19 protein-coding genes and 1 riboswitch are annotated in these 23,249 nt (G+C 50.2%); of the genes, 13 read left to right on the plus strand and 6 right to left on the minus strand.

Annotated features, from left to right (window positions below; all coding sequences use genetic code 11):
- Positions 1 to 84: 84 nt before the first annotated feature.
- On the plus strand, positions 85 to 1,290 hold the full coding sequence (gene fabV / locus LMG33818_RS05190; protein ID WP_442322306.1) for an enoyl-ACP reductase FabV: 1,206 nt from the start codon (positions 85 to 87) through the stop codon (positions 1,288 to 1,290).
- Positions 1,291 to 1,353: 63 nt separating this feature from the next.
- On the opposite strand, the gene LMG33818_RS05195 is transcribed toward fabV, so the two are convergent.
- Both LMG33818_RS05195 and LMG33818_RS05200 read right to left on the minus strand, forming a co-directional pair.
- Positions 1,354 to 2,268: a YihY/virulence factor BrkB family protein gene (locus LMG33818_RS05195; RefSeq protein WP_442322307.1), complete on the minus strand. Its 915-nt coding sequence runs from the start codon at positions 2,266 to 2,268 to the stop codon at positions 1,354 to 1,356.
- 441 nt (positions 2,269 to 2,709) lie between these two features.
- Positions 2,710 to 4,170 carry a DEAD/DEAH box helicase gene (locus LMG33818_RS05200; RefSeq protein ID WP_442322308.1) on the minus strand — a complete coding sequence of 487 codons (1,461 nt, stop codon included), beginning with the start codon at positions 4,168 to 4,170 and terminating at the stop codon, positions 2,710 to 2,712.
- Between the two features lie 426 nt (positions 4,171 to 4,596).
- Here LMG33818_RS05200 and LMG33818_RS05205 point away from each other — a divergent pair, with 426 nt between their 5' ends.
- Positions 4,597 to 4,866: a glutaredoxin family protein gene (locus tag LMG33818_RS05205; protein ID WP_442322309.1), complete on the plus strand. Its 270-nt coding sequence runs from the start codon at positions 4,597 to 4,599 to the stop codon at positions 4,864 to 4,866.
- A gap of 135 nt (positions 4,867 to 5,001) precedes the next feature.
- Here the strand turns inward: LMG33818_RS05205 and thiC are convergent, their stop codons facing one another.
- Complete coding sequence (gene thiC / locus LMG33818_RS05210; protein WP_442322310.1) at positions 5,002 to 7,005, minus strand: phosphomethylpyrimidine synthase ThiC; 2,004 nt, start codon at positions 7,003 to 7,005, stop codon at positions 5,002 to 5,004.
- A 129-nt stretch (positions 7,006 to 7,134) separates the two neighbouring features.
- A riboswitch (TPP riboswitch) is annotated at positions 7,135 to 7,252 on the minus strand.
- Between the two features lie 307 nt (positions 7,253 to 7,559).
- The gene (locus tag LMG33818_RS05215; protein WP_442322311.1) at positions 7,560 to 7,931 is read right to left on the minus strand and encodes a DUF4870 family protein; all 372 of its coding nucleotides are present in this window, start codon (positions 7,929 to 7,931) and stop codon (positions 7,560 to 7,562) included.
- A gap of 158 nt (positions 7,932 to 8,089) precedes the next feature.
- On the opposite strand from LMG33818_RS05215, the gene LMG33818_RS05220 reads away from it, so the two are divergent.
- From LMG33818_RS05220 to lpxL, 11 genes are all read left to right on the plus strand, one after another.
- The gene (locus tag LMG33818_RS05220) at positions 8,090 to 8,578 is read left to right on the plus strand and encodes a YajQ family cyclic di-GMP-binding protein (protein WP_442322312.1); all 489 of its coding nucleotides are present in this window, start codon (positions 8,090 to 8,092) and stop codon (positions 8,576 to 8,578) included.
- 274 nt (positions 8,579 to 8,852) lie between these two features.
- On the plus strand, positions 8,853 to 10,388 hold the full coding sequence (locus LMG33818_RS05225) for an MFS transporter (RefSeq protein ID WP_442322313.1): 1,536 nt from the start codon (positions 8,853 to 8,855) through the stop codon (positions 10,386 to 10,388).
- A gap of 513 nt (positions 10,389 to 10,901) precedes the next feature.
- A complete protein-coding gene (gene ftsB / locus LMG33818_RS05230) occupies positions 10,902 to 11,300 on the plus strand; it encodes a cell division protein FtsB (protein WP_442322314.1) in 399 nt (132 codons plus the stop codon).
- 2 nt (positions 11,301 to 11,302) lie between these two features.
- Complete coding sequence (gene truD / locus LMG33818_RS05235) at positions 11,303 to 12,430, plus strand: tRNA pseudouridine(13) synthase TruD (protein ID WP_442322315.1); 1,128 nt, start codon at positions 11,303 to 11,305, stop codon at positions 12,428 to 12,430.
- 61 nt (positions 12,431 to 12,491) lie between these two features.
- Positions 12,492 to 13,217 carry a protein-L-isoaspartate(D-aspartate) O-methyltransferase gene (locus tag LMG33818_RS05240; RefSeq protein ID WP_442322316.1) on the plus strand — a complete coding sequence of 242 codons (726 nt, stop codon included), beginning with the start codon at positions 12,492 to 12,494 and terminating at the stop codon, positions 13,215 to 13,217.
- Entirely contained in the window at positions 13,214 to 14,404 is a 1,191-nt protein-coding gene (locus tag LMG33818_RS05245; protein WP_442322317.1) for an undecaprenyl phosphate translocase family protein, read from the plus strand. Before LMG33818_RS05240 ends, LMG33818_RS05245 begins: the two co-directional genes overlap by 4 nt.
- A 23-nt stretch (positions 14,405 to 14,427) precedes the next feature.
- Positions 14,428 to 15,576: a peptidoglycan DD-metalloendopeptidase family protein gene (locus LMG33818_RS05250; protein ID WP_442322318.1), complete on the plus strand. Its 1,149-nt coding sequence runs from the start codon at positions 14,428 to 14,430 to the stop codon at positions 15,574 to 15,576.
- A gap of 257 nt (positions 15,577 to 15,833) precedes the next feature.
- Positions 15,834 to 16,865, plus strand: a complete 1,032-nt coding sequence (gene rpoS, locus LMG33818_RS05255) for an RNA polymerase sigma factor RpoS (RefSeq protein ID WP_442322597.1) — start codon at positions 15,834 to 15,836, stop codon at positions 16,863 to 16,865.
- Between the two features lie 159 nt (positions 16,866 to 17,024).
- Positions 17,025 to 18,413, plus strand: coding sequence for a TolC family outer membrane protein (locus LMG33818_RS05260; RefSeq protein ID WP_442322319.1), 1,389 nt, complete (start codon positions 17,025 to 17,027; stop codon positions 18,411 to 18,413).
- 205 nt (positions 18,414 to 18,618) lie between these two features.
- A complete protein-coding gene (gene alr, locus LMG33818_RS05265) occupies positions 18,619 to 19,728 on the plus strand; it encodes an alanine racemase (RefSeq protein ID WP_442322320.1) in 1,110 nt (369 codons plus the stop codon).
- A 23-nt stretch (positions 19,729 to 19,751) separates the two neighbouring features.
- Positions 19,752 to 20,666, plus strand: a complete 915-nt coding sequence (lpxL, locus tag LMG33818_RS05270; RefSeq protein WP_442322321.1) for an LpxL/LpxP family Kdo(2)-lipid IV(A) lauroyl/palmitoleoyl acyltransferase — start codon at positions 19,752 to 19,754, stop codon at positions 20,664 to 20,666.
- 189 nt (positions 20,667 to 20,855) lie between these two features.
- Here lpxL and ettA read toward each other — a convergent pair whose 3' ends face one another.
- A complete protein-coding gene (gene ettA / locus LMG33818_RS05275) occupies positions 20,856 to 22,517 on the minus strand; it encodes an energy-dependent translational throttle protein EttA (protein ID WP_442322322.1) in 1,662 nt (553 codons plus the stop codon).
- Positions 22,518 to 22,918: 401 nt separating this feature from the next.
- Positions 22,919 to 23,137, minus strand: coding sequence for a PA3496 family putative envelope integrity protein (locus LMG33818_RS05280; RefSeq protein ID WP_442322323.1), 219 nt, complete (start codon positions 23,135 to 23,137; stop codon positions 22,919 to 22,921).
- Between the last annotated feature and the right edge of the window lie 112 nt (positions 23,138 to 23,249).

Raw genomic sequence — 23,249 nt, forward strand, 5'->3', positions numbered from 1 at the left:
GGAACAGCCTTTTGGACTGGATATTTTTCATCAGGCGCAACTCCCGTTAGAATAGGCGCATCGTACATAAATGAGGTAATTGCGTTGATCATCCATCCCAAGGTTCGTGGCTTTATTTGCACCACTACTCATCCTGTTGGTTGCAAGGAAAATGTTGCAGAGCAGATTGCAGTCACTGAGAAAGATGGCGTCAGACATGACGGCCCCAAAAAAGTACTGGTCATTGGTGCGTCCAGTGGCTATGGGTTGGCGGCACGTATCACAGCGGCCTTCGGCTACGGTGCTGATACTCTGGGGGTATTTTTCGAAAAGCCCGGAACGGAAAAGAGAAGTGGTACAGCAGGTTGGTACAACTCTGCTGCATTTGATGAATTCGCCAAGGAAAAGGGGCTTTTCAGCAAATCCATCAATGGTGATGCCTTCTCCAATGAGGCACGTGACCACGTCATTGATATCATCAGGAATGAAATGGGCGGTCAGGTAGATCTGGTTGTCTATTCACTGGCTTCCCCCGTGCGCAAGCTGCCCGATACCGGTGAAGTCAAGCGTTCTGCTTTGAAGCCTATTGGTGAAACCTATACTGCCACGGCTATCGATACCAATCGTGATACCATTATCGAAGCGTCTGTAGAACCTGCTACTGAACAGGAAATTGAAGATACGGTTACTGTCATGGGCGGGCAGGATTGGGAACTCTGGATCAATGCGCTGGATGATGCGGGTGTTTTGTCTGATAAAGCCAAAACGGTTGCCTTTAGCTACATTGGTACAGACATTACATGGCCGATCTATTGGCACGGCGCTTTGGGTAAAGCAAAAGCTGACCTCGATGCTACTGCCCAGCGGTTGGATAAAAAGCTGGGTGCCAAGGGCGGTAGCGCCAATGTTGCTGTTCTTAAATCGGTTGTGACACAAGCCAGTGCCGCCATTCCTGTTATGCCGCTTTACATCTCCATGATTTATAAGATCATGAAAGAGAAAGGGTTGCATGAGGGGACGATTGAGCAGCTGAATCGCCTGTTCCGTGACCGCCTGTATCCGGAAAATGGTCAGAAGGGTGAAACCGATGAAGAAAATCGTTTCCGTTTGGATGATTGGGAGCTGCGCGATGATGTGCAGAATGAATGCAAGGCATTATGGCCAACGGTGACAACGGAAAATCTTTTCGAGATCACGGATTACGCTGGCTACAAGCATGAATTCCTCAAGCTTTTCGGATTTGAGAACCCTAATGTTGATTATGATGCGGACGTGAATCCGGATATCAAGTTTGACGTGGATTCGCTGTAACCGGATACGACCAAGGCACCGCAGTCGCCTTGTGTACTGCGAGCCTACCCCTGAAGCCCGACACTATTGATGAGTGTCGGGTTTTTTATTTATATCCTGTTGCGAATCATATTCGCCCGTGCGAGTAATCAAGACATTCAGGTTGGCGCCCAGCAGGACGATATAGGTAGATAGCCATAGCCAAATCAACAATATAACGACGGTTCCCAGTGAGCCATAAGTAATATTGTAATGTCCGAAATGGCTGACATAGGAAGAGAACCCTGCCGAGCACAGCATCCAGACGAGGGTGGCACCCCATGTGCCGGGTAAGTGAAGCTGCCAGTGTTGTTTACGGCGGTTTGGACCATAACGATAAAGCATGGCAATCGCAACGGATGCCATGACCAATAAGATGATCCAACGTGCATAGTAGAGAAACGAACTGATGCTGAACCCGCCGATCGCTGGGAACCAATGGAAGAGAGCTGGTAAAACGGCAACCAGCATGAGCGTAATGACAGTTAACAGTATCATGCTAAAGGTCATCGCAACATTGAGTGCGGTGAGCTGTACGATATTGCGTGTCTCTTTATATCCGTGAATGATATTGAGCCCTTGTACAAAAGCCCGCACACCCCGAGAGGCACTGAACAGTATCAGACATAGGCTTACCACAACTGTCAAACTCAATCCACGGGTAACATGATGAGAGGTCGCTTCTGCTTGTGTAGTGATGAGCGTTGCGACTTCGGAAGGCAGGAAATGGGTGAACGAGGAAAATTGTTCCAACACAATAAAGGGGTTGGAGACCATGGCAACGACGGTGATGACTGCCGCAATCGTAGGGAAAAGAGCCATCAGCCAATAAAAGGCGATGCCGGAGGCAATAAGGCTGGTGTGGTTTTCGTTCGATGCCTGATACAACGCCCAACCGTAACGAAATAACCATGTGTTGCGCACTTTGTCGATACGGTGCTTATTCACCGGAAAACTCATGAACGGGGCTCCAACTGCATAAAATCAATGAGGTCATGGATGCGTTTGTAGGATACTTGCGTGGGATGCGTTGGCTCGCGCGCAAAGGCAAGCATGTCATCATGAAACCAAAGCGTCCACATCCTGATCGCTCACCCTGATTCTGGCAAGACACTACCATGTAAATACGGCAGGATCACCTCGTGTATCGTTTTCACTTAAGCTTAGCACTGATTTGATCCGAAGCCACTCTACCTAAACAAACCCACCGTGATAAACCTGCCGTAATATTCGGATGAATGAACCTTCCTGAATAACAGGCGCTTCAGAATCAGGGCTTTATAACCAAAGATATGAGAGGTGGGAAAGGAGAGGAGGTGGGAAAGGAGAGGAGGTGGCAAATGACAAGCGCAAGCAAAAGCACCTGTCATTATGGAAAGTGCCCCCTTGGTAGAGGGATATTTAGTCTTGTTGGCGATGGCGTTGGTTACTGGCTTTAGGCGATTTACCCCCAGTGTTTCCACGAGCAGGACGCTCGTTATTCGATGCCCGAACGCGATCTTTTGATGCAGTTGATCTTCCGCTAGCCCCGGATCGATGCGCAGAACCGTGTTTTCGTTCGTTATCACGGTTGTGATGAGTATTATCGCTATGAGTACTGCTGTTACTACGCCGTGGCTTGCGGCGTCGATTTCCCTGCCCCTGTGCCTGCCGATGTTGAGAGGCTCCCCCCTGTTGACGATGATCTCGGGAGGGTGACGGTGCTGATTCCATAGCTGGTTGTGCAGCGGGATCGAAGTTTTCCGCGACGGCGACCGGTAATTTTTTATTGATCAGCCGCTCAATCTGCTTGAGCTGCCCCTGTTCTTCCGGCGAAACAAGTGACATGGCTTGCCCTGAGGCCCCTGCACGTCCGGTACGGCCAATTCGATGCACGTAATCCGGTGCCGCCTTCGGCAACTCAAAATTGATGACATTCGGTAATTCGGAAATATCAATACCGCGGGCGGCGACATCGGTGGCAACGAGCACATTCACACTGCCATCCTTAAAACCGGCCAGTGCCGAGGTACGTGCATTCTGACTCTTGTTACCATGAATGGCCGCCGCAGAGATGCCAGCACGTTCCAGGCGTTGGGTGACACGGTTGGCCATGTGCTTGGTTACTGTGAATACCAGAACCTGCTTCAATTGATGCTGTTTGATCAGGTGAATCAGCAATGCTGACTTGGCACCTTTTTCAGTTTTATAGATGCTCTGGTCGATCGCCTTGGCTGTTGTATTGCGTGGCGCCACATCGATGGAAACCGGATCAACCAAAATGGTATTGGTCAGGGCACGAATTTCGCTGGAAAATGTAGCAGAAAAAAGCAGATTTTGACGTTTCTTCGGTAACAACGCCAAAATGCGTTTTATATCCCTCAAGAATCCCATGTCCAGCATGCGGTCTGCTTCATCCAATACCAGTGTGTTTACCTGATCCAGGAAGATAGCTTTCTGGTTAACCAAATCCAGCAGGCGTCCGGGGCAAGCGACCAGCACATCAGCCCCCTGACTAAGCCGCTCAATTTGAGGGTTGATTTTAACCCCACCAAATACAACCGCTGTTTTAGGCCGTGGTTTCATGAACTGACTATATTCGATCACCGCTTCATGTACCTGAGCGGCCAGTTCCCGGGTAGGAGTCAGTATCAGCGATTTGACCTTTCGGGCGGAAACAGGCTGCTCTTGCGTTAGCTTTTGCAAAATGGGCAGGGTGAAGGCCGCTGTTTTGCCTGTCCCCGTTTGTGCGGCTGCCAAGACGTCATGCTGAGCATTAATGGCCGGAATAGCCTGAGCCTGTATGGGGGAGGGCTGCGTGTAGCCCGCTTTTTCAACGGCTTGTAGCAGCTTCGGGTCGAGTCCTAAAGAATCAAATGACATCTAATACGATAATCCTGGGAAAAATCCAATATGCCCTTACGTAATGGGATGCTGACAGAACAACGTGTCGGCCTCTCTCGTAAAGGCACCACTGTAATGAGTGGGTAAAAAGCCAGTATACCACACTGATTGCGTACACTTGTTTTTGTACAGCGAGGTAATGGATGAATTGAGTGTGAGGTGTACGTCCCCTTCGTATTAATGGCTACTGGGGAGTATTTGGCGGATTTATCCAGACGTTGAGTATGGTTGTGAAAATCATAGCCTTGCTCAATCGAGGGATTAGAAGGACTTGGCTTGCATACAGGCATAAGCACGCTAGACTGACGTCATATTTCCATTTTTCTTATTCTATTGGATGCACTGTAGGTAAGCGGCAGGAGCGATTGAGCTTTATTGCCCTCTGCTGTGCTGTCAGGAGTTTTTATGTCTGCAACCCCCACCATTCGTTTGGCGCTTTATCACTTTCAGTCGTGCCCGTTTTGCAGAATTGTACGGCAACACATTCAGCAAATGGGGCTGAATGCGATTGATATGCGTGATATTCAGTTGGATAGAAAAAACAGGCAGGATTTGATTGAAGGGGGAGGTAAACCTCAGGTGCCCTGCCTTTTGATTACTGATCAAGAGGGTAATCAGCAGTGGCTATATGAATCCGCTGATATCAATCACTATCTGGACAAAAACTTCGGATAAAGATACTAGTCGGAAAAATGTTTTTATTAAAATAATAAGGCTAGGGGGCTTGGCTCCTTTTATTTGAAAAGCGCCAGTGCAATTATTGTGCGCTGGCGCTCTGATTTACTTTTTGTAGTCTACACTACGTCGGGCTCATACTTCCTTGTAAAGCTCACTCCCTTCTTCCTTGAACCGTTCAGCCTGTTGACGCATTCCTCTGGCCTTTTCTTCAGCCGCGTTATCTAAAGTAGAATTATCGATGGCACCCCTATCAAAAGAGGCGCCATCTGTAGCAGCCTGATTGATCGCTGGATTTTGTTTTTTCCCGTATTTATCCCTGACTTCCTGAGTAATCTTCATGGAGCAAAACTTCGGTCCACACATCGAGCAGAAATGAGCTACCTTGGCAGATTCCTTGGGAAGTGTTTCATCATGGAATTCACGTGCGGTATCAGGGTCTAGCCCCAGATTGAATTGATCTTCCCAACGGAATTCGAAACGAGCCTTTGACAGGGCATTATCACGCCGTTGTGCACCGGGGTGGCCCTTTGCCAGATCCGCTGCGTGAGCGGCTATCTTGTAGGTAATGATGCCGGTTTTAACATCATCCCTGTTAGGCAGACCCAAGTGTTCTTTTGGAGTGACATAACAGAGCATGGCGCATCCGTACCAGCCAATTTGGGCTGCACCAATCGCCGAGGTGATATGGTCATACCCCGGAGCGATATCCGTAACCAATGGACCAAGTGTGTAGAACGGCGCTTCGTCACAGCATTCCAGCTGTTTGTCCATGTTTTCCTTGATGAGCTGCATTGGCACATGTCCCGGTCCTTCGATCATGACTTGAACATCGTGCTCCCAGGCGATGCGAGTCAGTTCTCCCAGTGTTTCCAACTCAGCAAATTGTGCAGCATCATTGGCATCCCGTATGGAGCCAGGGCGTAGTCCGTCGCCAAGAGAGAACGAGACATCGTACGCTTTCATGATCTCGCAAATATCGTCGAAGTGAGTGTACAAGAAGCTCTCTTTGTGATGTGCCAAACACCACTTCGCCATGATCGACCCTCCGCGCGAGACAATCCCGGTAGTACGCTCGGCAGTAAGGGGTACATAACGCAGCAGTACACCGGCATGGATGGTGAAGTAGTCCACGCCCTGTTCGGCTTGTTCGATAAGGGTGTCGCGGAACAGTTCCCACGTGAGGTCTTCGGCTACGCCATTCACTTTTTCGAGCGCTTGATAGATGGGAACAGTTCCAATAGGAACGGGGGAGTTACGAATGATCCACTCCCTTGTTTCGTGAATGTTCTTGCCGGTTGAGAGGTCCATGATGGTATCGGCTCCCCACCGGATCCCCCACGTCATCTTGTCCACTTCTTCTTCAATGGAAGAAGAAAGCGCGGAATTACCTAAATTACCGTTGATTTTGACGAGGAAATTACGGCCAATAATCATCGGTTCCAATTCGGGATGATTGATATTCGCCGGTATGATGGCACGCCCTCTGGCAATTTCTTCGCGCACAAATTCGGGGGTAATGTCCTCCGAAATCAGCGCGCCAAACGATTCCCCGCGATGTTCATGGGAGAGTTCTTCTTCCGCAAACTGGCAGCGTAACTGGTGCCTCCGCTGATTTTCACGTACGGCGACATATTCCATTTCAGGCGTCACAATACCCTGCCGTGCATAGTGCATTTGTGAGACATTACAACCGGGTTTGGCTCTATAGGGTGTTCTTTTCAAGTCGAAGCGTAGGGGGGCCAGCAAAGGATCTTCTGCACGTCGACGTCCGTAATGAGAGCTCAATTGAGAAAGGGGCTCTGTATCGTCACGCTCATCTATCCATGGGCGGCGCAACTCTGGTAACCCTTTGCGTATGTCGATATGAGCCTCGGGGTCGGTGTAGGGGCCGGAGGTGTCATAAACAAGTACGGGAGGGTTTTCTTCTATCTCAGTACTGGTTGTTGTTGGTGTTAGGGTGATTTCCCGCATGGGAACACGAATATCTGTACGTGACCCTTGAATGTATACCTTGCGTGACGCAGGTAATGGATCAATGACGGCCTGATTCACACTGGCTTTTTCGGCCAGAAAATTTCCAGTCAGTGATTTTTTCTTGCTTGCAGCAACTTGGTTAGGATCTTGTACTGTCGTCATCTCTCTCTCCTGAAGTCATTGGCTTGACTGGATAGAGCTGATCACGGAGGGCAGGGGACGAGGAAGTATACGGTCAGTGGTTCTGGTATAAGCAAACCGCATACACATTGGGAGACGCATACAACAAGAACAGTTGCGCCGCTTGATTCCTACGCCGGTACTAGCCGGATCAGGTTCTACGGGATCCACACTTGAGCGTTGCTCTGTGTGATCTCAGCCGGTATTACCGGCACCCCGTCAAGCAAAACAGGTAACATGGGTTACCCGGGCTTTAATGGAAAACGTTGTCTCGGGTGACGGCAACCTTGTTAGCGCCAACCCTTCAATCATCAACATTTTCTTTCGAGAACGTCCATACTGCCAGAGTTTTCACTACTGGCACTTTTCGCCACGATTAATTTCGAACAAAAATTCCTTTCAACATAAATGATATGTATCAAGAATTATTCAGACACAACGGTGCTGAACATGACGTTCACTTAAGGATATCCTCAAGATAGGCTTAGTGTGTTGTGTCCGGTGAATCGGGTCAAGTCCTATCTTCATTTCCTTCTTCAATAAAGCCATGAGGCAAGTTTGGAAGGAGATTCACGCCTGTCGAGTGCCTTCCATCCACGTATACAACGAACAATTATCCATAGATACAGGAAAGGAATCAGTACATAACCTATCACTATGATTGAAAGGACTGCCACGATGATACCGTAGAGCAGGCTGATCCAGAATGTTCGGCGCTGGAATCTCAGGTGTTCTTCCAGATATGGGGCAGAGTTGCCTCGGTAAATATAGGCCATGGCACACCCCACTACGGATGAGATGCCTACCGCAAGACCAATTAGATAAAGTACATAGATAATCCGGACAGTAGGGGTAATGTCCTGTTTATTATCCGAGTAAGGCGTGTTTTCTGATAGGGAAGTATTCATGTCATCGTCTCGTCTTTTCCCAACAGCATTCATTACTGGTCAGGAAGTTTTGTATAATCTTCGTAATCCTGGGTGATGCAGGTGCATTTAGTGCCATAGATCGAATATAGGACATCATCTTAGACACGACAAAAGCCAACAGTTCAAGGAGCAATAACATGCCTTCATTCGATATCGTCTCCGAATTCGATAAGCACGAAGCGACCAACGCCGTGGATCAGGCCAACCGTGAGGTGGAATCACGCTTCGACTTCAAGGGAGTGGATGCTTCTTTCACTCTTGAGGGAGATAATAAAGTATCTTTGGAAGCAGATGCTGATTTCCAGCTTAAGCAGATGCTGGAAATGCTCCGCGGCAAACTCATCAAGCGCGGTATTGATGCCCGTTGCATGGATGAACAGCCCCCTCAGCTTTCAGGGGTGAAAGCGCGTCAGGAAGTGCTTTTGAAGCAAGGTCTGGATCAGGTGGAGGCCAAGCAGATAGTCAAGTTACTCAAGGATGCCAAGCTTAAGGTTCAGGCCCAGATTCAGGGTGACAAGGTGCGCGTTACCGGCAAAAAACGTGATGATCTGCAAACGGCGATTGCTCTTTTAAAAGGAGAAAGTGGCCCGGATCTTCCATTGCAATACAATAATTTCCGTGACTGAAATTTCCGTAACTGATGTTGGCGATATCCGGATGATTTGATGTCGGCGTTATGGAGAATATTTTCGTTGGGAAATAATTCTCTGCTTTTTTGGATTGGCAAGAAGGCAATGCCGGCGTATAGTCCGCCCGTTTTCGGCATTATTCATGTGCTGTGTGGTGTTATCCGTGCTGGAAATTGTGGCTACATGTTACGTGTGTATCAGGTAGCCTTGTCTTGTTGATTCTTCCTTGAAATGGATTCTCTTTCCCTGGGAAGATTGCATGGAGTTCCTCATGCCCCGCCAAGTGTTTGCTCTGGTATTAGCGCCTTTACTGGGCCTTTTCATTATGGCTCTGGGGAGTGGCTTTCTCACCACATTGGTCCCCCTCACGCTGTCTGCTTCCGGTGTTTCCGTCGAAGCCATCGGGTATGTCACAGCTGCCTATTATATCGGCCTGTGCCTTGGGGCCGTGTTCAACGAACGCCTTCTACTGCGTATCGGCTTTATCCGTTCCTATGCCTGTTTTGCTGCGATAGTGGCGGCCACGACGCTCGCGCAGGCCTTGTGGATTGATTTCTATTCATGGCTCTTCTTGCGGCTCATTTGTGGTTGGGCGACGGTGGGGGTTTATCTGGTCATCGAAAGCTGGTTGCTTACCAGTGGTGAGAGCGCACAACGCGGCCGAATACTGGCGTTTTACATGATTTCCTATTACGCCGCATTGGCGCTGGGGCAGTTGTTGCTTGGCGTTTTTGATGAAGGTACTCCTTCTGACCCAGCGCTCAAGCCGTTCATCCTGATCGGGATGCTGGCAGCATTATCTCTCTTGCCTGTTGCCATATTGCCTCGTGTATCACCTACCCTTGAAGCGGCCGAGCCGCTGTCGCCATGGCAACTGGCAAAGTTGACGCCTACCGGCGTGATGGGCAGTTTTGGTTCCGGCATACTGATGGGGGGTATTTATAGTCTGCTGCCCTTGTACTTGCAGCATAATTCGCCTCCCTATTCGCTGGATCGAATAGGGACGCTTATGGCCATAGTGATACTCGGGGGGATGGCGCTTCAATATCCTATCGGGCGCTGGTCCGATCGCCATGACCGTCAGCGGGTTCTGATTGCGATTTCCATTCTCCTTGTTGCGCTCGCGTTACTGGTGCCTCTGGCAACAGGGTGGTTTGGTGCGCTGATGGTGACACTTTTCTTGTTGGGGGGCGGTCTGTTTGCCCTTTATCCTGTCTCCATGAGTCACTCGGCTGACCGGGCACCTCCCAGTGCATTGGTGGGGATGACTCAGGGGATGCTGTTGATCAATTCGTTGGGTTCCGCCGTAGCAGCCCCATTATTGACACCGTTGATGGCAAGAGTAGGCAATAATGGGTTGTTTGTCGGCATGGGTGTCATACTGATTGTTCTTGTTGGCTTTTTCATTTGGCGGCGCTCCCAGCGTCCTGCGCCCATGCCAGTGGCCCCTTTTTCACCAACACCGGCGCATTCAGCTGTTGGTGCTGAACTCACAGTCACGCCCGAGATGATTGCCGGCGCAGAGCAGGCCGAAGCCGAAGATGCAGCGCATGAAGAGAATGCAGAGCGTGATCAGGCTGAAGTGCAGGCATTGGATATTGAGCAGCAAATGGCCCAGAAGGGAACACCCATTACCGAGCTTCCCACTTTACGTAGTCAGGAGCCTTCCTCACTGGCTGCCGACGACCATGCGTATACTGGATCAAACCGGTTTCAGGACAAGAGTGTCACGGGGAATCCCGAAAAGGATGAACTCACTGATACGCACGCTTCCCCGAGCGTACCCCAAGGCAAACCGAAGCAATAATCCGGGGTTGGCCCGTTTTGTTCCCTCTCTATGAATAGAGTGTTATGAATATATAGCCATGCACGTAGAATCGTGAAATACAGATACGTGCATGTGGCTATGAATATGTGGTTATGGATATGTGGTTATGGACATGTAGTTATTGGCATGTAGCTATGGATTTGTCGCTATGAGCATGTGATCACACAAAGAAAAGCATGTTAAAGGTATCGGTCACGAGTTCTGCTCTCTATACTGTGAACGCTGCCGTTGTTTTTTCTGTTTTGCCGATTGCTTCGGCTTGATTCACTGGATGGCCAGTATCGTATGATTTGCGTGTTGGATGAGTATTGCAAGAGTAGAAAAGAGGTGTCTTTTTTATTCGACATGATCCGTATCGAACGCGAAGGCAGGTCTCGGCAAAGGTAGAAGCAGGTCATGCAGTTCACACTTAACGTACCGCAAAACAGCCAATTCAGAATCGGCTTTATCTACAGAATTGGTTTTACATAAAAGTAAATGGATATGAGTTAAATGTTGAAATGGGTCTCTTTGGCATTATTGGTGCTACTGGCCTTGATGCAATATCACCTCTGGATGGGGGAGGGCGGCATTTTCGAATTGCGGTCCATTACCGCTCGCGTAGATGCCTTGAACAAGACTGATCAGGCATTGCGAGAACGTAATGATCAGCTCGTGGCCGAGGTGATTGACCTGCGTACAGGGCTGGATGCCGTTGAAGAACGGGCCAGAACAGATTTGGGGATGGTGCGCAATGGCGAGCAATTCATGTGGGTGCCGGATGTTGCCAGTAGCTCCCCGGATTCTCAGCCAGATGACACCGATGGGAGTGCGGATAGTTCCTCGGAAGGAGGGGCACCTGCCGTTTCCAGCTCGTCCAGCTCTGGTAACTCGACCTCTGGACAACACTGATTATGACTGATGTGTCGCGGGAGGCCAGCAGTGTGCTCCCCGAGTGGTCAAGGGTTTTCAAGAAGCCGCCGCAAGGTTGCTTCAAAGCCACACCTGAGGATTTTTCGGTAACAGAAGAGCTTGGATTTGTGCCTGAAGCCTTTGGCCCTCATTTATGGTGTTGGGTTGAAAAACGTGGCATTGATACGTTACAGGCTATTTCCATTCTTTCACGTGTGACTGGCCTTCCGGCACGTGAAATTGGTTATAGTGGCTTGAAGGATCGGCAAGCCGTTACCTACCAATGGTTGTCGCTACCCCTGGAGCTTCTTGGGCAATCCGATTTGGCTGAAGAGCATATTATTGAGCTTCAGCAATCCGGTATCGTCGTGTTGCGTAGGCAACGCCACCCACGCAAGCTGAAACGTGGCAGTCACCGTGCCAATCGTTTTGTCATCACTATTTCGTTCGATGAAGAGCAACGTGACTTTCTACGCCAGCGATGGGAACAAATAGTATCGACAGGGGTCCCCAATTACTTTGGCCCTCAGCGCTTTGGTTATCTTGGGCAGAACATTTCCCGATCACGTGCATTGCTCAAGCGAGGTTGGAGCAAAAAGCAGGATCGAAAAGGCCTAATGCTTTCAAGCGCGCGCAGCTATCTCTTCAATTTGACGCTCAGTGCTCGGGTCGATGCAGGTAGTTGGAATCAAGCCTTGCCGGGGGAGGTGCTCAACCTTCAGGGAAGCAACAGTTTTTTTCAAGGCAACAAGGCGACGATGGCTGAAATAGCGCAGCGCATCGCTGAATTCGACGTACATCCTACTGCCCCTCTATGGGGTAAAGGTCAGTTGGAAAGTGAGCTGGACGCTCGATCTGTCGAACAACAGGCCGTGCAACGGGAAGCTGAACTAATAGACGGGCTTGAACGCGCAAGAGTGAATATGGCACGTCGGGCATTACGGCTTGTTCTTGAAGATGCTCAGTGGGTCGATATAGAACACGCGCCCGTAAATGCGCAGGTGAACCAGCGCGCTTCGGCGAGCTCGAGTCCTGGGCTGCAGGGCAGTGCTCGGTTATCGTTTTCGCTGCCTCGTGGCGCATACGCAACCGCCGTATTACGGGAGCTGATTGCCGCTGAAGGGCTCTAATTCGATCTCGCTTGGGTCTTGTCGCTTGCAGGCGGATTCAATCAGGTGAGGCATTTCCCTAATGACAAGTTCATTTGATTCACACCCTTTCCGTAATGCCACCTTCACTCAACATGCCTATACTCCAGCCGAAATAAACGGAATTGGCGTCACGTCGCAACGAGTTCGTGACCGTATGGTGGCTCTTCTTCATGCCGACGGAATATCCGATGCTGATGTGTTGTCCCTCATGGCATACGCTCCCCGCCATCTCTTCGTTGAAAATGCTTTTTCCCATCATGCCTACCGCTCCGATTCCCTGCCTATAGGGTTTAACCAAACGCTTTCCAAGCCCTGGATAGTTGCCCGAATGAGCGAGTTGGTTCACAGGGAAGAACCGCGTCGTGTATTGGAAGTGGGTACCGGCTCCGGATTTCAAACGTATTTGCTGGCCCATCTTTGTCGGGAAGTTTTCAGCATCGAAAGAATTCATGCACTCAGTAAAAAGGCAGAAGGCCGGTTACGTCGTCTGGATATCAGAAATGTCCGGCAATGTACGGGAGATGGCCGTTATGGTTGGCAGGCTCACGCGCCTTATGATGCTATTGTAGTAACAGCGTGTACGGCAGAAATTTACCCTGAATGGATTCACCAGCTTGCTGATGGTGGAGTGGTTATTGCGCCATTACAGACCGAATTCTCTCATGAACAACGATTGGTGCTGGCTCGGAAAAATGCTTCTTCTATACATCTTCAACAATTGGAAGCAGTCAGATTTGTTCCTTTGATCGAAGGAGTCTTGCGTTGATTCGGCAGCTACGAGTATTAGGCCAACACATGATGTGGAAACAACCGCGCGCATTGGGATGTATTGGGTTATTGTTTGTGCATGGCGGCATCGTAGGCGCTTTCGCAGAGTGGCCCGGGCTGTCAATGGCTACCCTCTTGTTGGCATTTGGTCATTACGCTTTCTGTATTGACAACTTCCATGCTCTGTTGAAGTGGCCCTTTACCTGGATCAACACTCTTTCTTCACGCACGGGTTATCGTTCATCTACGACTAAAGTTTGCTGCCCATTAGGGGGCAATTCCGGTTTAAATGAACAGAATCAGATTATTGCGCAATCAGAAGCGCCGTATCGTAGTGGTAGTCGTAACAATATTGCGAGCCAGGATAGTATCGATAGCCAGAGCCGGATGGATAGCCAACATTGTATTCATCGCAAAACAGGAGCGCGCGACACCGACCAATGCTCTTTTGTAAGTGGCGCAAATGTGGGGCTGTTTCTGGTTTTGCTTGCAGGAACCCTGGTTGGAATGTTCGGGTGCCAACCCTGGGTACTGCAGTGGGGCACGAGCCACCGCATCCTGGCCAATGCGCTCGCTCTGGGAGTTGTATTATCAGCCGTTATGCAATTGTTGATTACTACGCGGTTGATGGGGCTCAAAAAGTTTTTTGCACTGCTGCTAGGGCTTTTTTGTATGCATGCGTTGCCAATGTTGCCCTCTTGGGTGGGGGGTGGCTTTGGGGGCGGAGTGCTATCGGGCATCGTAGGTGCCTTCACGTGTTACTTGCCCGGAGTGAGCTTTGACTTTAGCCAGGCAATCATCGGGCATCCTGTGTTTCTGTCGCGCATGGAAAGCCATGTCACCATGCCGCAAATAGGCTTCGGCCTTGGCATCGTGTTGGCGCTGATAGTGTTAACATTTTTGTTTTTCGTCATGAAAAACAAGGCTCAAGGTTTGCTACGGTTGTTTTTAGCCGGTTTAATGGTAGCAACTTTCCCCCTGCTTTGGCCTTGGCAGCAGGTGGACGACTATCTTCTGACGGGAGCCGGGCAGGCTTTTCCCCTATCGGTGACGCATTTGTCTCCCTCGACTTATGCCATGATCACGGGTGAGCCTGCCCATCTTCCAGGGGCTCTAGTGTGCATACTGGCTGGATTCATGCTCACCTGTCTCACTGGGCGTCAGGGTTTCAAGAATACGGAGTAAAGGTAATGGTGAGGAATACACGAATGGGTAACCCGAACGATATTCGAGCGAACAGCTTCAAACAGTGGTTACGCCCGGGCTTGGCGAGTGCCATGGTGATGGTGGCTGCCCTTGCAGGGTGCGCGAGCAATTCCGGAGACCCCGTGATTCAAAACGCTAACTGGAATGGTAGCAATGGTGGTAGCAATGCCAATACCTCTTCCTCAAGTATCGGTTCAAACGACTCTACGTATCAGGTTCGAAGTGGCGATACGTTGTATAGCATCGCCTGGCGTCAGAAAATGTCGTATCAGGAGTTGGCTCAACTGAATAATATCCAGCCTCCTTATACCTTGAGTGTCGGGCAGAAACTTCGTCTGAATCAGAATGGCACAAGCTCGACGCCTTCGACCTCTGCGGGCAGTTCAACAACCAGTGCCAATGCATCGGGCACCCAAACTCATGCACTGGGCAATGATTCGGCTCCCGTTACTTCCAGCAATAGCGATAATTGGCTGCTGCCCTCCAACAGCAGTAATGGCGCGAATGGAACGAGCAACAGCAATGGTGTAAGTGCTGCAGGTGGAGCAGCGGCAGGCGCTATAGCCGGGGCGGCTGCTTCCAATGGGCAGGCGAATAACACTGGCACAAATTCCCAGGCGACCCCTGCTTCATCTGCGAATCATTCTTCCAATACTGCAACCAATCAAAATCAGCCTTCTACCGCTGGTACTACCACGGCACCTCATCAGGTTCAGGCTGCCGGTTCTGCTTCCAGCAGGCCACAGGCTGATGCAACTCGTAAATATGTGCCGGCCACCACTATCCATTGGCAGTGGCCTACAAATGGCACCGTTATTGGTCAGTATGGCAACAGTTCTGATATTACGTCGGGGATCGACATTGCCGGGCAGCAGGGGCAACCCATTTATGCCGCAGGGCCCGGCCTTGTTATCTATGCCGGTAATGGTGTGCGCGGATACGGTAATCTGATTATTATTCGCCATAATGATCACTACCTGAGCGCGTATGCACATAATGCTTCCCTGCTTGTTAAAGAGGGTGATGTAGTGGCGGCGGGGCAGAAGATTGCCACTATGGGTGATACCGAATCTTCCAAGGTAGAGCTACATTTCGAAATCCGTCAGGATGGCAAGCCTGTGGATCCAGTCAATTATTTGCCCAAGCAATAAGATGAACACGGCCAGCATTCTGCCCAGTTGACAGGATGTTCACCGCCCATTGGCAATGATAGTGTTGGTAGACGTGACAGTTGTGTACAAAGACTCGTGAGACACGCAATACGCTGGTTTGACACTAGTGTGTTGCCGCCACTGAGCCAGGCATCCTCAATGAACGGGTGCTCACTCATGCGCTTTCTGAGGGGCAGGAGAAGTGGATGATGGATTCTGCTTCTCATCATGGATGAAGGAGAGTTGTTATGTGTGCGATGACCAGTGTCAGATCAAAGCCTCCTGGCAAGATCGAAAGTACAATAAGTACAGAGGTTGAAGGAGACGTTTCAGAAGCCGATATCGGATTCGACGAAGAGGTATTGGCAACTGATGAAGAAGATAAAGAGGATGACGCAGCATTTGAAGAGGTAGTTGCACGGCACTCATCTGCCCGTGCCGAGTCATCCCATTCAGGCTCTCCGGATGCGACTCAGCTTTACCTGAGTGAAATTGGTTTTTCTCCCTTGCTTACGCCTGAGGAAGAGGTTCATTTCGGCCGTTTGGCGCGGCAGGGAGATCCGGTAGGCCGGCAACGGATGATCGAGTCCAATCTGAGATTGGTTGTCAAGATATCCCGACGTTACTTGAATCGAGGGCTTACCTTGCTGGATCTGATCGAAGAGGGCAATCTCGGGCTGATCCGTGCGGTTGAAAAGTTTGACCCCGAACGCGGGTTCCGTTTTTCGACCTATGCGACCTGGTGGATTCGCCAGACGATTGAACGCGCATTGATGAACCAGACGCGGACTATTCGTCTTCCCATTCATGTGGTCAAGGAGTTGAACGTCTATTTGCGTGCCTCCCGTGAGTTGGCGCAGCGATTGGATTATGAGCCAACGGCGGAAGAAATCGCTGAGCATTTGGATCGTCCGGTAGAAAATGTCAAAAAAATGCTCGGCTTGAATGAGCGTATCGCTTCAGTGGATACCCCTTCCGGCGCAGATCAGGAGCGTCCATTACTTGATATGCTGGCCGATGAAAACGAGCTGACGCCTGAATCCAATATGGTGGATACAGATGTCAGGGCTCAAGTGGATGCATGGCTTGATGAGCTTTCCGAGAAACAAAAAGATGTTGTTGTCCGACGTTTTGGGTTGCGCGGTCATGAATCGGCTACACTGGAACAAGTAGGTGCAGAAATAGGGCTTACGCGTGAACGAGTCCGTCAGATTCAGGTGAATGCACTTGAAAAATTACGCCGTACGTTGGATCAGCAGGGGTTAACCCTCGAATCTATTTTCGAATAGCGCTATTCAATTCAACATACCGGAATTATGATAAATACATGCACCCATGTATGTAAGAACTTAAACTATGATATTCTGGGTGGCATAATTATTCCGCGGCACCGTTTGTTCCGGCGCCCTCTATGGATCATTTCAAGATTATTGGATAGGAAGGCATCAATGTCGACGTTCAGAGTGCTGCCTCTGGTTCTCGGTCTCTCCCTGGCGCCTCAGTTGGCGCATGCGGCAGACTTAATCTCTATTGCTCAGGATGCATTGTCCAACAATGCCAGTCTGTTGTCCGATCGGGCCAACCTGAGTGCCACACACGCGGCACAGCGTGTCACATTGGGCCAATTGCTCCCTCAGGTATCCGCTACTGCGGGTGTCCAGCGTTATCGTAATTATCATAGCGAATCAAGTAATGCCCTGAATGGTTCGTATAATGAAAATACGGTTTCCGTACAGGCGACCCAAACGCTTTTCAACGCGACTAACTGGTACAAGCTTAAAGCGGCCAAGCGTCAGACTGCGCAAGAGTCCTTGAACTTTGCCAACAGTCGCCAGCTGTTGTTGTTCAATGTATCCAAGGCCTATTTCCAGGTGCTGCAAGCGAAAGAACTACTGGATACCTACCGTGCGGCGGAAGCTGCCTATCACCGTCAGTTAATCCAAACCCAACAGCAGTTTGATGTTGGTGTGGTGGCAGCTACGGATTTGCGTGAAGCCGAAGCCTCCTATGATTCTGCGCGTGCGCAACGTATTTCGCAGGAGAGTGTGTTACAGGTTGATTTTGACGCGCTCGAACAGCTGACAGGCAAACAGTATCCCAGTATTGATCGTTTGGCTGACAACATGCCGATCAAATCGCCTGAGCCTGTATCTCGCCAGGCATGGGTGGATATGGCGAGTACACAGAACCTGGCGTTGCGTGCCGCACGTGCAGCAATTGATCTTGCACGTGAGAACGTCAATGTGGCTCAAGCCGGGCATTTGCCCTCACTTGAAGCCATCGCATCCTACTCTCATGGTGGCACCAGCCGCTTGCCCGGCTTCAATGGTTATAATTCCATTGGTCTGCAGGCTTCCATTCCGATTTACACCGGTGGTGCCACTAGTGCTCAGGTACAGGAGAATACGGATAAGCTGGAAGCCGCACAGTTCTCTGCCATTGAACAGCTAAGAACCTCCGTTCAGCAGGTGAGTGCCTACTTTGCCCGTTCCAATTATGATGTCGATACGGTTGAAGCAGATCGCCGTGCCGTTGAGTCCAACCGCGTTTCCTTACAGGCAACACGTGAAGGTTATGCCGCAGGCACACGTACCATTCTCGACGTGCTGAATGCTCAGCAGAACTACTATAACGCGCTCTCTGATTTGGCAACGGCCCGTTACACCTACGTTTTGGACATGCTGCAGCTGCGTCAGGAAGCAGGTGTACTTGATTTGGGCACCTTGCAATCCTTGAATCGCTGGCTGGTGCATGATGACACACCTGTTCGGTTGGATGGCAAGGGTATCCAGCCCATTGGCAATGCCAATATTAATATCAACAATCTTGGGCATTGATTCCCGACAGGATCGATATTTCGATTGTTCATGACCGGTTGCGTTTCATTGTGAACCGATCCTGTAGGCTAACACCCCGTGACGACAATGTTCGTCCGGGGTGTTATGCTTTCCGGGATATCATCCGTGTGAAGTCGAACCGTGTTGTAACAGATCTTCGACGCGGATTTTTTCTTTGGATTTTTGGATGGATCAGGAAGCTTGTATGTCACGTCCATTGCGTGCCCGTATTAATCTCCAATCATTACGCCATAATTATCAGTTAGCCTGTAAATGTGCACCGAATGGGAAGGCAGTCGCTGTCGTTAAAGCCAATGCGTATGGGCATGGGGCGCTCATGTGTGCCCGCGCGCTTTCCGATATGGCTCCAGCCTATGCTGTGGCGAGCATCGAAGAAGCCATGGTGCTGCGGGAAGGGGGCATCAAGCAACCTATTGTATTGCTTGAAGGTTTCTTCTCTGCTGATGAGCTCCCGTTGATTGCAGCCAATAATATTTGGACAGCTGTACATAGCGAATGGCAGATCAACGCGATTGGGCGGAGTAACCTGTCTTCACCTATCCATATCTGGTTAAAGTTTGATTCAGGCATGCACCGTCTTGGCCTTGATGCGGATCAAATCGTTAAAGCATGGCAGTGTTTATCAGCGAGTGAAAAGGTGGCGGATTTGCACCTGATGACGCATTTTGCTACCGCAGACAGTCAGGATGACCATCGGTTCAAGTACCAACAGGCTCAGGTAGATCAGTTGACTCAGCGGCTGAGTGACATGGGCCATGAGGTGCCACGCTCATTGGCGAATTCACCTGCGACCTTGAAGCAGGTCATTTCGGCAGAGTGGTATCGTCCGGGGTTGATGCTTTATGGTGCTGATCCGCTTGAACACAGCAATGCGTTAAGTCGCCAGCTCCAACCGGTGATGACTCTGGAGAGTGAAATCATTGCACTTCGTGACGTCCCCGTGGGTGAGCCAGTGGGTTATGGCGGCCGTTTTGTGGCGGATAAGCCTACACGTATTGCGGTCGTCGCTTGCGGCTATGGCGATGGCTATGACCGCCATGCCCGCGAGGGAACACCGGTATTGGTGGAAGGGGAGCGTGCGTATGTCGCTGGGCGAGTTTCGATGGATATGATGACTATTGATGTGACACACCTGCCAACAGTTGCGCTGGGCGATAAGGTGACATTGTGGGGTGTGTCCTTGCAAGGGGCTGTGTTGGACATCAATGAAGTTGCCTCTTGCTGCGATACCATCAACTATACGCTGATGACGGGGGTTATGGCACGTGTGCCACGTATTCCCGTAGGTGAATAGAGCAGGGGAAAGGCTTCGTACGAATGGCAAAGAAAACCTATCCACACTCCTTTTGGCATCCTGCTTATTGGCCCACATGGCTAATGATTGGTGCACTTCATGTCGCAGCTTTCCTGCCATGGAAGGTCAAAATCGTGTTGGGCAAGGCATTGGGTGAATTCGGTTATCGTTTCATCAAGCGGCGCCGTCATATCACTGAAACCAATATCCGTTTATGTTTTCCTGAACTAAGCGCGGACGAGCAGGCACATCTGGTACGGCGTATCTTTCATGCCAATGGCATCGGCGTTTTCGAAACGGCAACCGCATGGTGTCGTGACCCGGAGCATATGCGCTACCGAGTGATTTATCGCGGTAGCGAGTATATTGAAAAGGCGAAGGCGCAAGGTAAAGGCGTCCTGGTGGTTGGTATTCATTTCTCCACGCTGGATCTGGGCGGCGCGCTTCATTCGCTTTTTAATAAAGCTGATGTCGTTTATCGACGTCATGATAATCCATTGTTTGAAAGATTCATGACGAAGGCCCGGCGGGGTATTCATGGCAATGCGATTGATCGGCACGATCTACGAGGCGTGATACGGCGAATTAAAGAGGGAAATATTGTTTGGTATTCGCCTGATCAGGACTTTGGTCGTGCAGCCAGTGTTTTTGCGCCTTTTTTCGGAATTAATGCTGCCAGCATTCGTTTAACGGCAAAAATAGCACGCTTAACAGGTGCGCCTGTGGTGCCGTTCATGTTCCATCGTAATGATGACAACAGAACGTACACATTGGAATATGAGCCCGCGCTCGAGGATTTCCCTACTGGTGATGAAATAGCAGATGCAACTCGGGTCAACGACTTCATTGAGCGTGCAATTCGACGTCATCCCGAGCAATACCTCTGGTTACATCGACGTTTCAAAACACGCCCGGAAGGGGAGCCACCTCTCTATTAGCAGGATGATATTGATGAGTGGCCCGCTAATACATTTTAGTATGTGTGAATTGAACACTATATGTGAATAAGAAAGGGAGCCGTTGGGCTCCCTTTTTATGGCCTTTAATGAAAGGCTGAATGGTGCTTACCTGTACACGCCCCCATTGGGCAACAGGCGATACATGCACAGGTATTCTTTCTTGTTCCTTTAGGCATCAATACGTTTGTATTTGACCTTCCTAGGTGTGTCGGTACCTACCCGCTTGTGATAGTCCGCTTCGTACTCGGAGTAGGAGCCTTCAAAGAAGACAACTTTCGAATCCCCTTCGTACGCCAGGGTATGGGTCGCTACACGGTCAAGGAACCAGCGGTCATGGCTGATCACCATGGCACACCCGGGGAATGCCAATAAGGCCTCTTCCAGTGCACGCAGTGTTTCCACATCAAGGTCATTGGACGGCTCATCCAGCAGCAAAACATTGGCGCCTTGTTTAAGCGTCTGAGCCAACTGCAGGCGCCCACGTTCCCCACCGGAAAGATCCTTCAGGAATTTTTGCTGGTCAGTACCCTTGAAGTTGAAACGCCCGACGTATGCACGTGAAGACGTCTCGTAACCGTTGATATTGAGGATATCCTGACCATCGGAAACGGCTTCCCATACCGTCTGGTTGTTGTCCAGTGCATCACGCAGCTGTTCAACATACGCGATTTTCACGGTATCACCGATGACGACTTCACCTTCATCAGGCTGTTCTTTGCCGGTCACCAGCTTAAGCAAAGTAGATTTCCCCGCACCATTACCGCCCACGATCCCCACGATTGCTCCTTTGGGAACCGTAAAACTCAAGTCTTCAAACAGTAATTTGCCTTCAAAACGTTTGGAGACATGATGGAATTCGATGACTTTGTCACCCAGCCGGGGTCCCGGTGGGATATAAATTTCATTGGTTTCGTTACGGGTCTGGAAGTCAGAGGACTGCATCTCTTCGAAGCGTGCAAGGCGCGCCTTGTTCTTGGCCTGTCGACCTTTTGCCCCCTGACGCACCCATTCAAGCTCCTGCTTGATGGCTTTCTGACGGGATGCTTCCTGCTTGGCTTCCTGTTGCAGACGTTGGTCCTTGTTATCTAGCCACTGCGAGTAGTTGCCTTCGAAAGGAATACCACGGCCGCGATCCAGCTCAAGAATCCAGCCGGCCGCATTGTCCAGGAAGTACCGGTCGTGGGTGACCGCGACAACGGTACCGGGATATTCCACAAGAAAACGTTCGAGCCAGCCGACGGATTCAGCATCCAGGTGGTTGGTTGGCTCGTCCAGTAGTAGCATGTCAGGCCCTGAAAGTAGCAGGCGGCATAAAGCGACACGGCGACGTTCCCCTCCGGAGAGGTGTTCAATTTTTGCTTCCCACGGGGGAAGGCGCAGCGCTTCGGAGGCTACTTCGAGCTTACGCTCAAGATTATGAGCATCTGCCGCTTCGATAATATTTTCAAGCTTGGCCTGTTTTGCGGCGAGCGCATCGAAGTCTGCATCAGGTTCAGCATAAGCGGCGTACACTTTCTCCAGTTCTTCCTGAGCGTCCTTTACCTCGCCAAGTGCTTCTTCCACCGTTTCGCGCACTGTTTTGGTATCGTCCAGCTCGGGCTCTTGCGGCAGGTAGCCGACATTGATGCCCGGCATGGGAACGGCTTCACCGTTATACTCTTTGTCTACGCCCGCCATAATGCGGAGTAGGGAGGATTTCCCCGCACCATTCAAGCCCAGAACGCCGATCTTGGCACCGGGGAAAAAGGAGAGGGAGATATCCTTCAGGATTTCACGCTTGGGAGGAACAATTTTTCCCACGCGGTTCATCGAGTAGACGTATTGCGCCATAGTGTTGTCGTGCCTTGTAAATGTCAGTCAGGAATCAGTTCCGTTATAGGCGGGAATGATAAAGAGACTCCACGCCAATGGCTAGTCATGGGCGAAAGAAAAGAATGTTACAGGGCCAGATAGGTGCTCAGGCCCTCGTACCGGTACGTTGTTGATCGCTGATGAAACGTTCCAATGAAGAGAATGTAAGAGTAAGCAGGTAGACGTCAGCTTTAAGGCCCGAAGGGTGCCGGGAGCCTTCGCCCCCTTACAGGATATAACACGCACTATGTTGGCAAATTAAATGACTATTCATCCTCTTAAGGGGACGTGAGCGTTCCGCCATCAGATTTTCGTTCACCAACCTTCAACATTAACAATACTGCCTGATTAGGCCGATCCAGGGCTTGCCCACCACTTGGCTATTCTCCCCAGTCATCCCAATCATCAATCATTTTCTTCAGACGGCGTTCCTCCAGCAGCGCTTCTACACGCCGACGTGTATCCGTATTCGCTTTCCCCTGGCGATAAGGGGAGTATTCTTCATCATTAACGGCTTCTTCAGAATTATCGACGTCAGTCTCCATATCGTCGAGAGTATCAAGATCATTGCTTTCAGTTGAGTAGGTCTCAGTATTCATTTTCCACCCCCATGAACTTCGTTCAATTCCACAGCGACAGTTATAAATGGCTATATAATCCTCTTCTTCATCGAAGACAAGCGCTTTTGTAGAATGTTCACTTCAATTCTTC

Origin of the sequence: Cernens ardua (genome assembly GCF_051251085.1) — a bacterium.
Taxonomy (GTDB): domain Bacteria; phylum Pseudomonadota; class Gammaproteobacteria; order Pseudomonadales; family Halomonadaceae; genus Cernens; species Cernens ardua.

What these genes read in the sequence shown, in the direction of transcription:
- LMG33818_RS05195 (WP_442322307.1), bottom strand. Translation starts at nt 2,268, where the DNA reads ATGAGTTTTCCGGTGAATAAGCACCGTATCGACAAAGTGCGCAACACA.
- LMG33818_RS05200 (WP_442322308.1), bottom strand. Translation starts at nt 4,170, where the DNA reads ATGTCATTTGATTCTTTAGGACTCGACCCGAAGCTGCTACAAGCCGTT.
- LMG33818_RS05205 (WP_442322309.1), top strand. Translation starts at nt 4,597, where the DNA reads ATGTCTGCAACCCCCACCATTCGTTTGGCGCTTTATCACTTTCAGTCG.
- thiC (WP_442322310.1), bottom strand. Translation starts at nt 7,005, where the DNA reads ATGACGACAGTACAAGATCCTAACCAAGTTGCTGCAAGCAAGAAAAAA.
- LMG33818_RS05215 (WP_442322311.1), bottom strand. Translation starts at nt 7,931, where the DNA reads ATGAATACTTCCCTATCAGAAAACACGCCTTACTCGGATAATAAACAG.
- LMG33818_RS05220 (WP_442322312.1), top strand. Translation starts at nt 8,090, where the DNA reads ATGCCTTCATTCGATATCGTCTCCGAATTCGATAAGCACGAAGCGACC.
- LMG33818_RS05225 (WP_442322313.1), top strand. Translation starts at nt 8,853, where the DNA reads ATGCCCCGCCAAGTGTTTGCTCTGGTATTAGCGCCTTTACTGGGCCTT.
- ftsB (WP_442322314.1), top strand. Translation starts at nt 10,902, where the DNA reads ATGTTGAAATGGGTCTCTTTGGCATTATTGGTGCTACTGGCCTTGATG.
- truD (WP_442322315.1), top strand. Translation starts at nt 11,303, where the DNA reads ATGACTGATGTGTCGCGGGAGGCCAGCAGTGTGCTCCCCGAGTGGTCA.
- LMG33818_RS05240 (WP_442322316.1), top strand. Translation starts at nt 12,492, where the DNA reads ATGACAAGTTCATTTGATTCACACCCTTTCCGTAATGCCACCTTCACT.
- LMG33818_RS05250 (WP_442322318.1), top strand. Translation starts at nt 14,428, where the DNA reads ATGGGTAACCCGAACGATATTCGAGCGAACAGCTTCAAACAGTGGTTA.
- rpoS (WP_442322597.1), top strand. Translation starts at nt 15,834, where the DNA reads ATGACCAGTGTCAGATCAAAGCCTCCTGGCAAGATCGAAAGTACAATA.
- LMG33818_RS05260 (WP_442322319.1), top strand. Translation starts at nt 17,025, where the DNA reads ATGTCGACGTTCAGAGTGCTGCCTCTGGTTCTCGGTCTCTCCCTGGCG.
- alr (WP_442322320.1), top strand. Translation starts at nt 18,619, where the DNA reads ATGTCACGTCCATTGCGTGCCCGTATTAATCTCCAATCATTACGCCAT.
- lpxL (WP_442322321.1), top strand. Translation starts at nt 19,752, where the DNA reads ATGGCAAAGAAAACCTATCCACACTCCTTTTGGCATCCTGCTTATTGG.
- ettA (WP_442322322.1), bottom strand. Translation starts at nt 22,517, where the DNA reads ATGGCGCAATACGTCTACTCGATGAACCGCGTGGGAAAAATTGTTCCT.
- LMG33818_RS05280 (WP_442322323.1), bottom strand. Translation starts at nt 23,137, where the DNA reads ATGAATACTGAGACCTACTCAACTGAAAGCAATGATCTTGATACTCTC.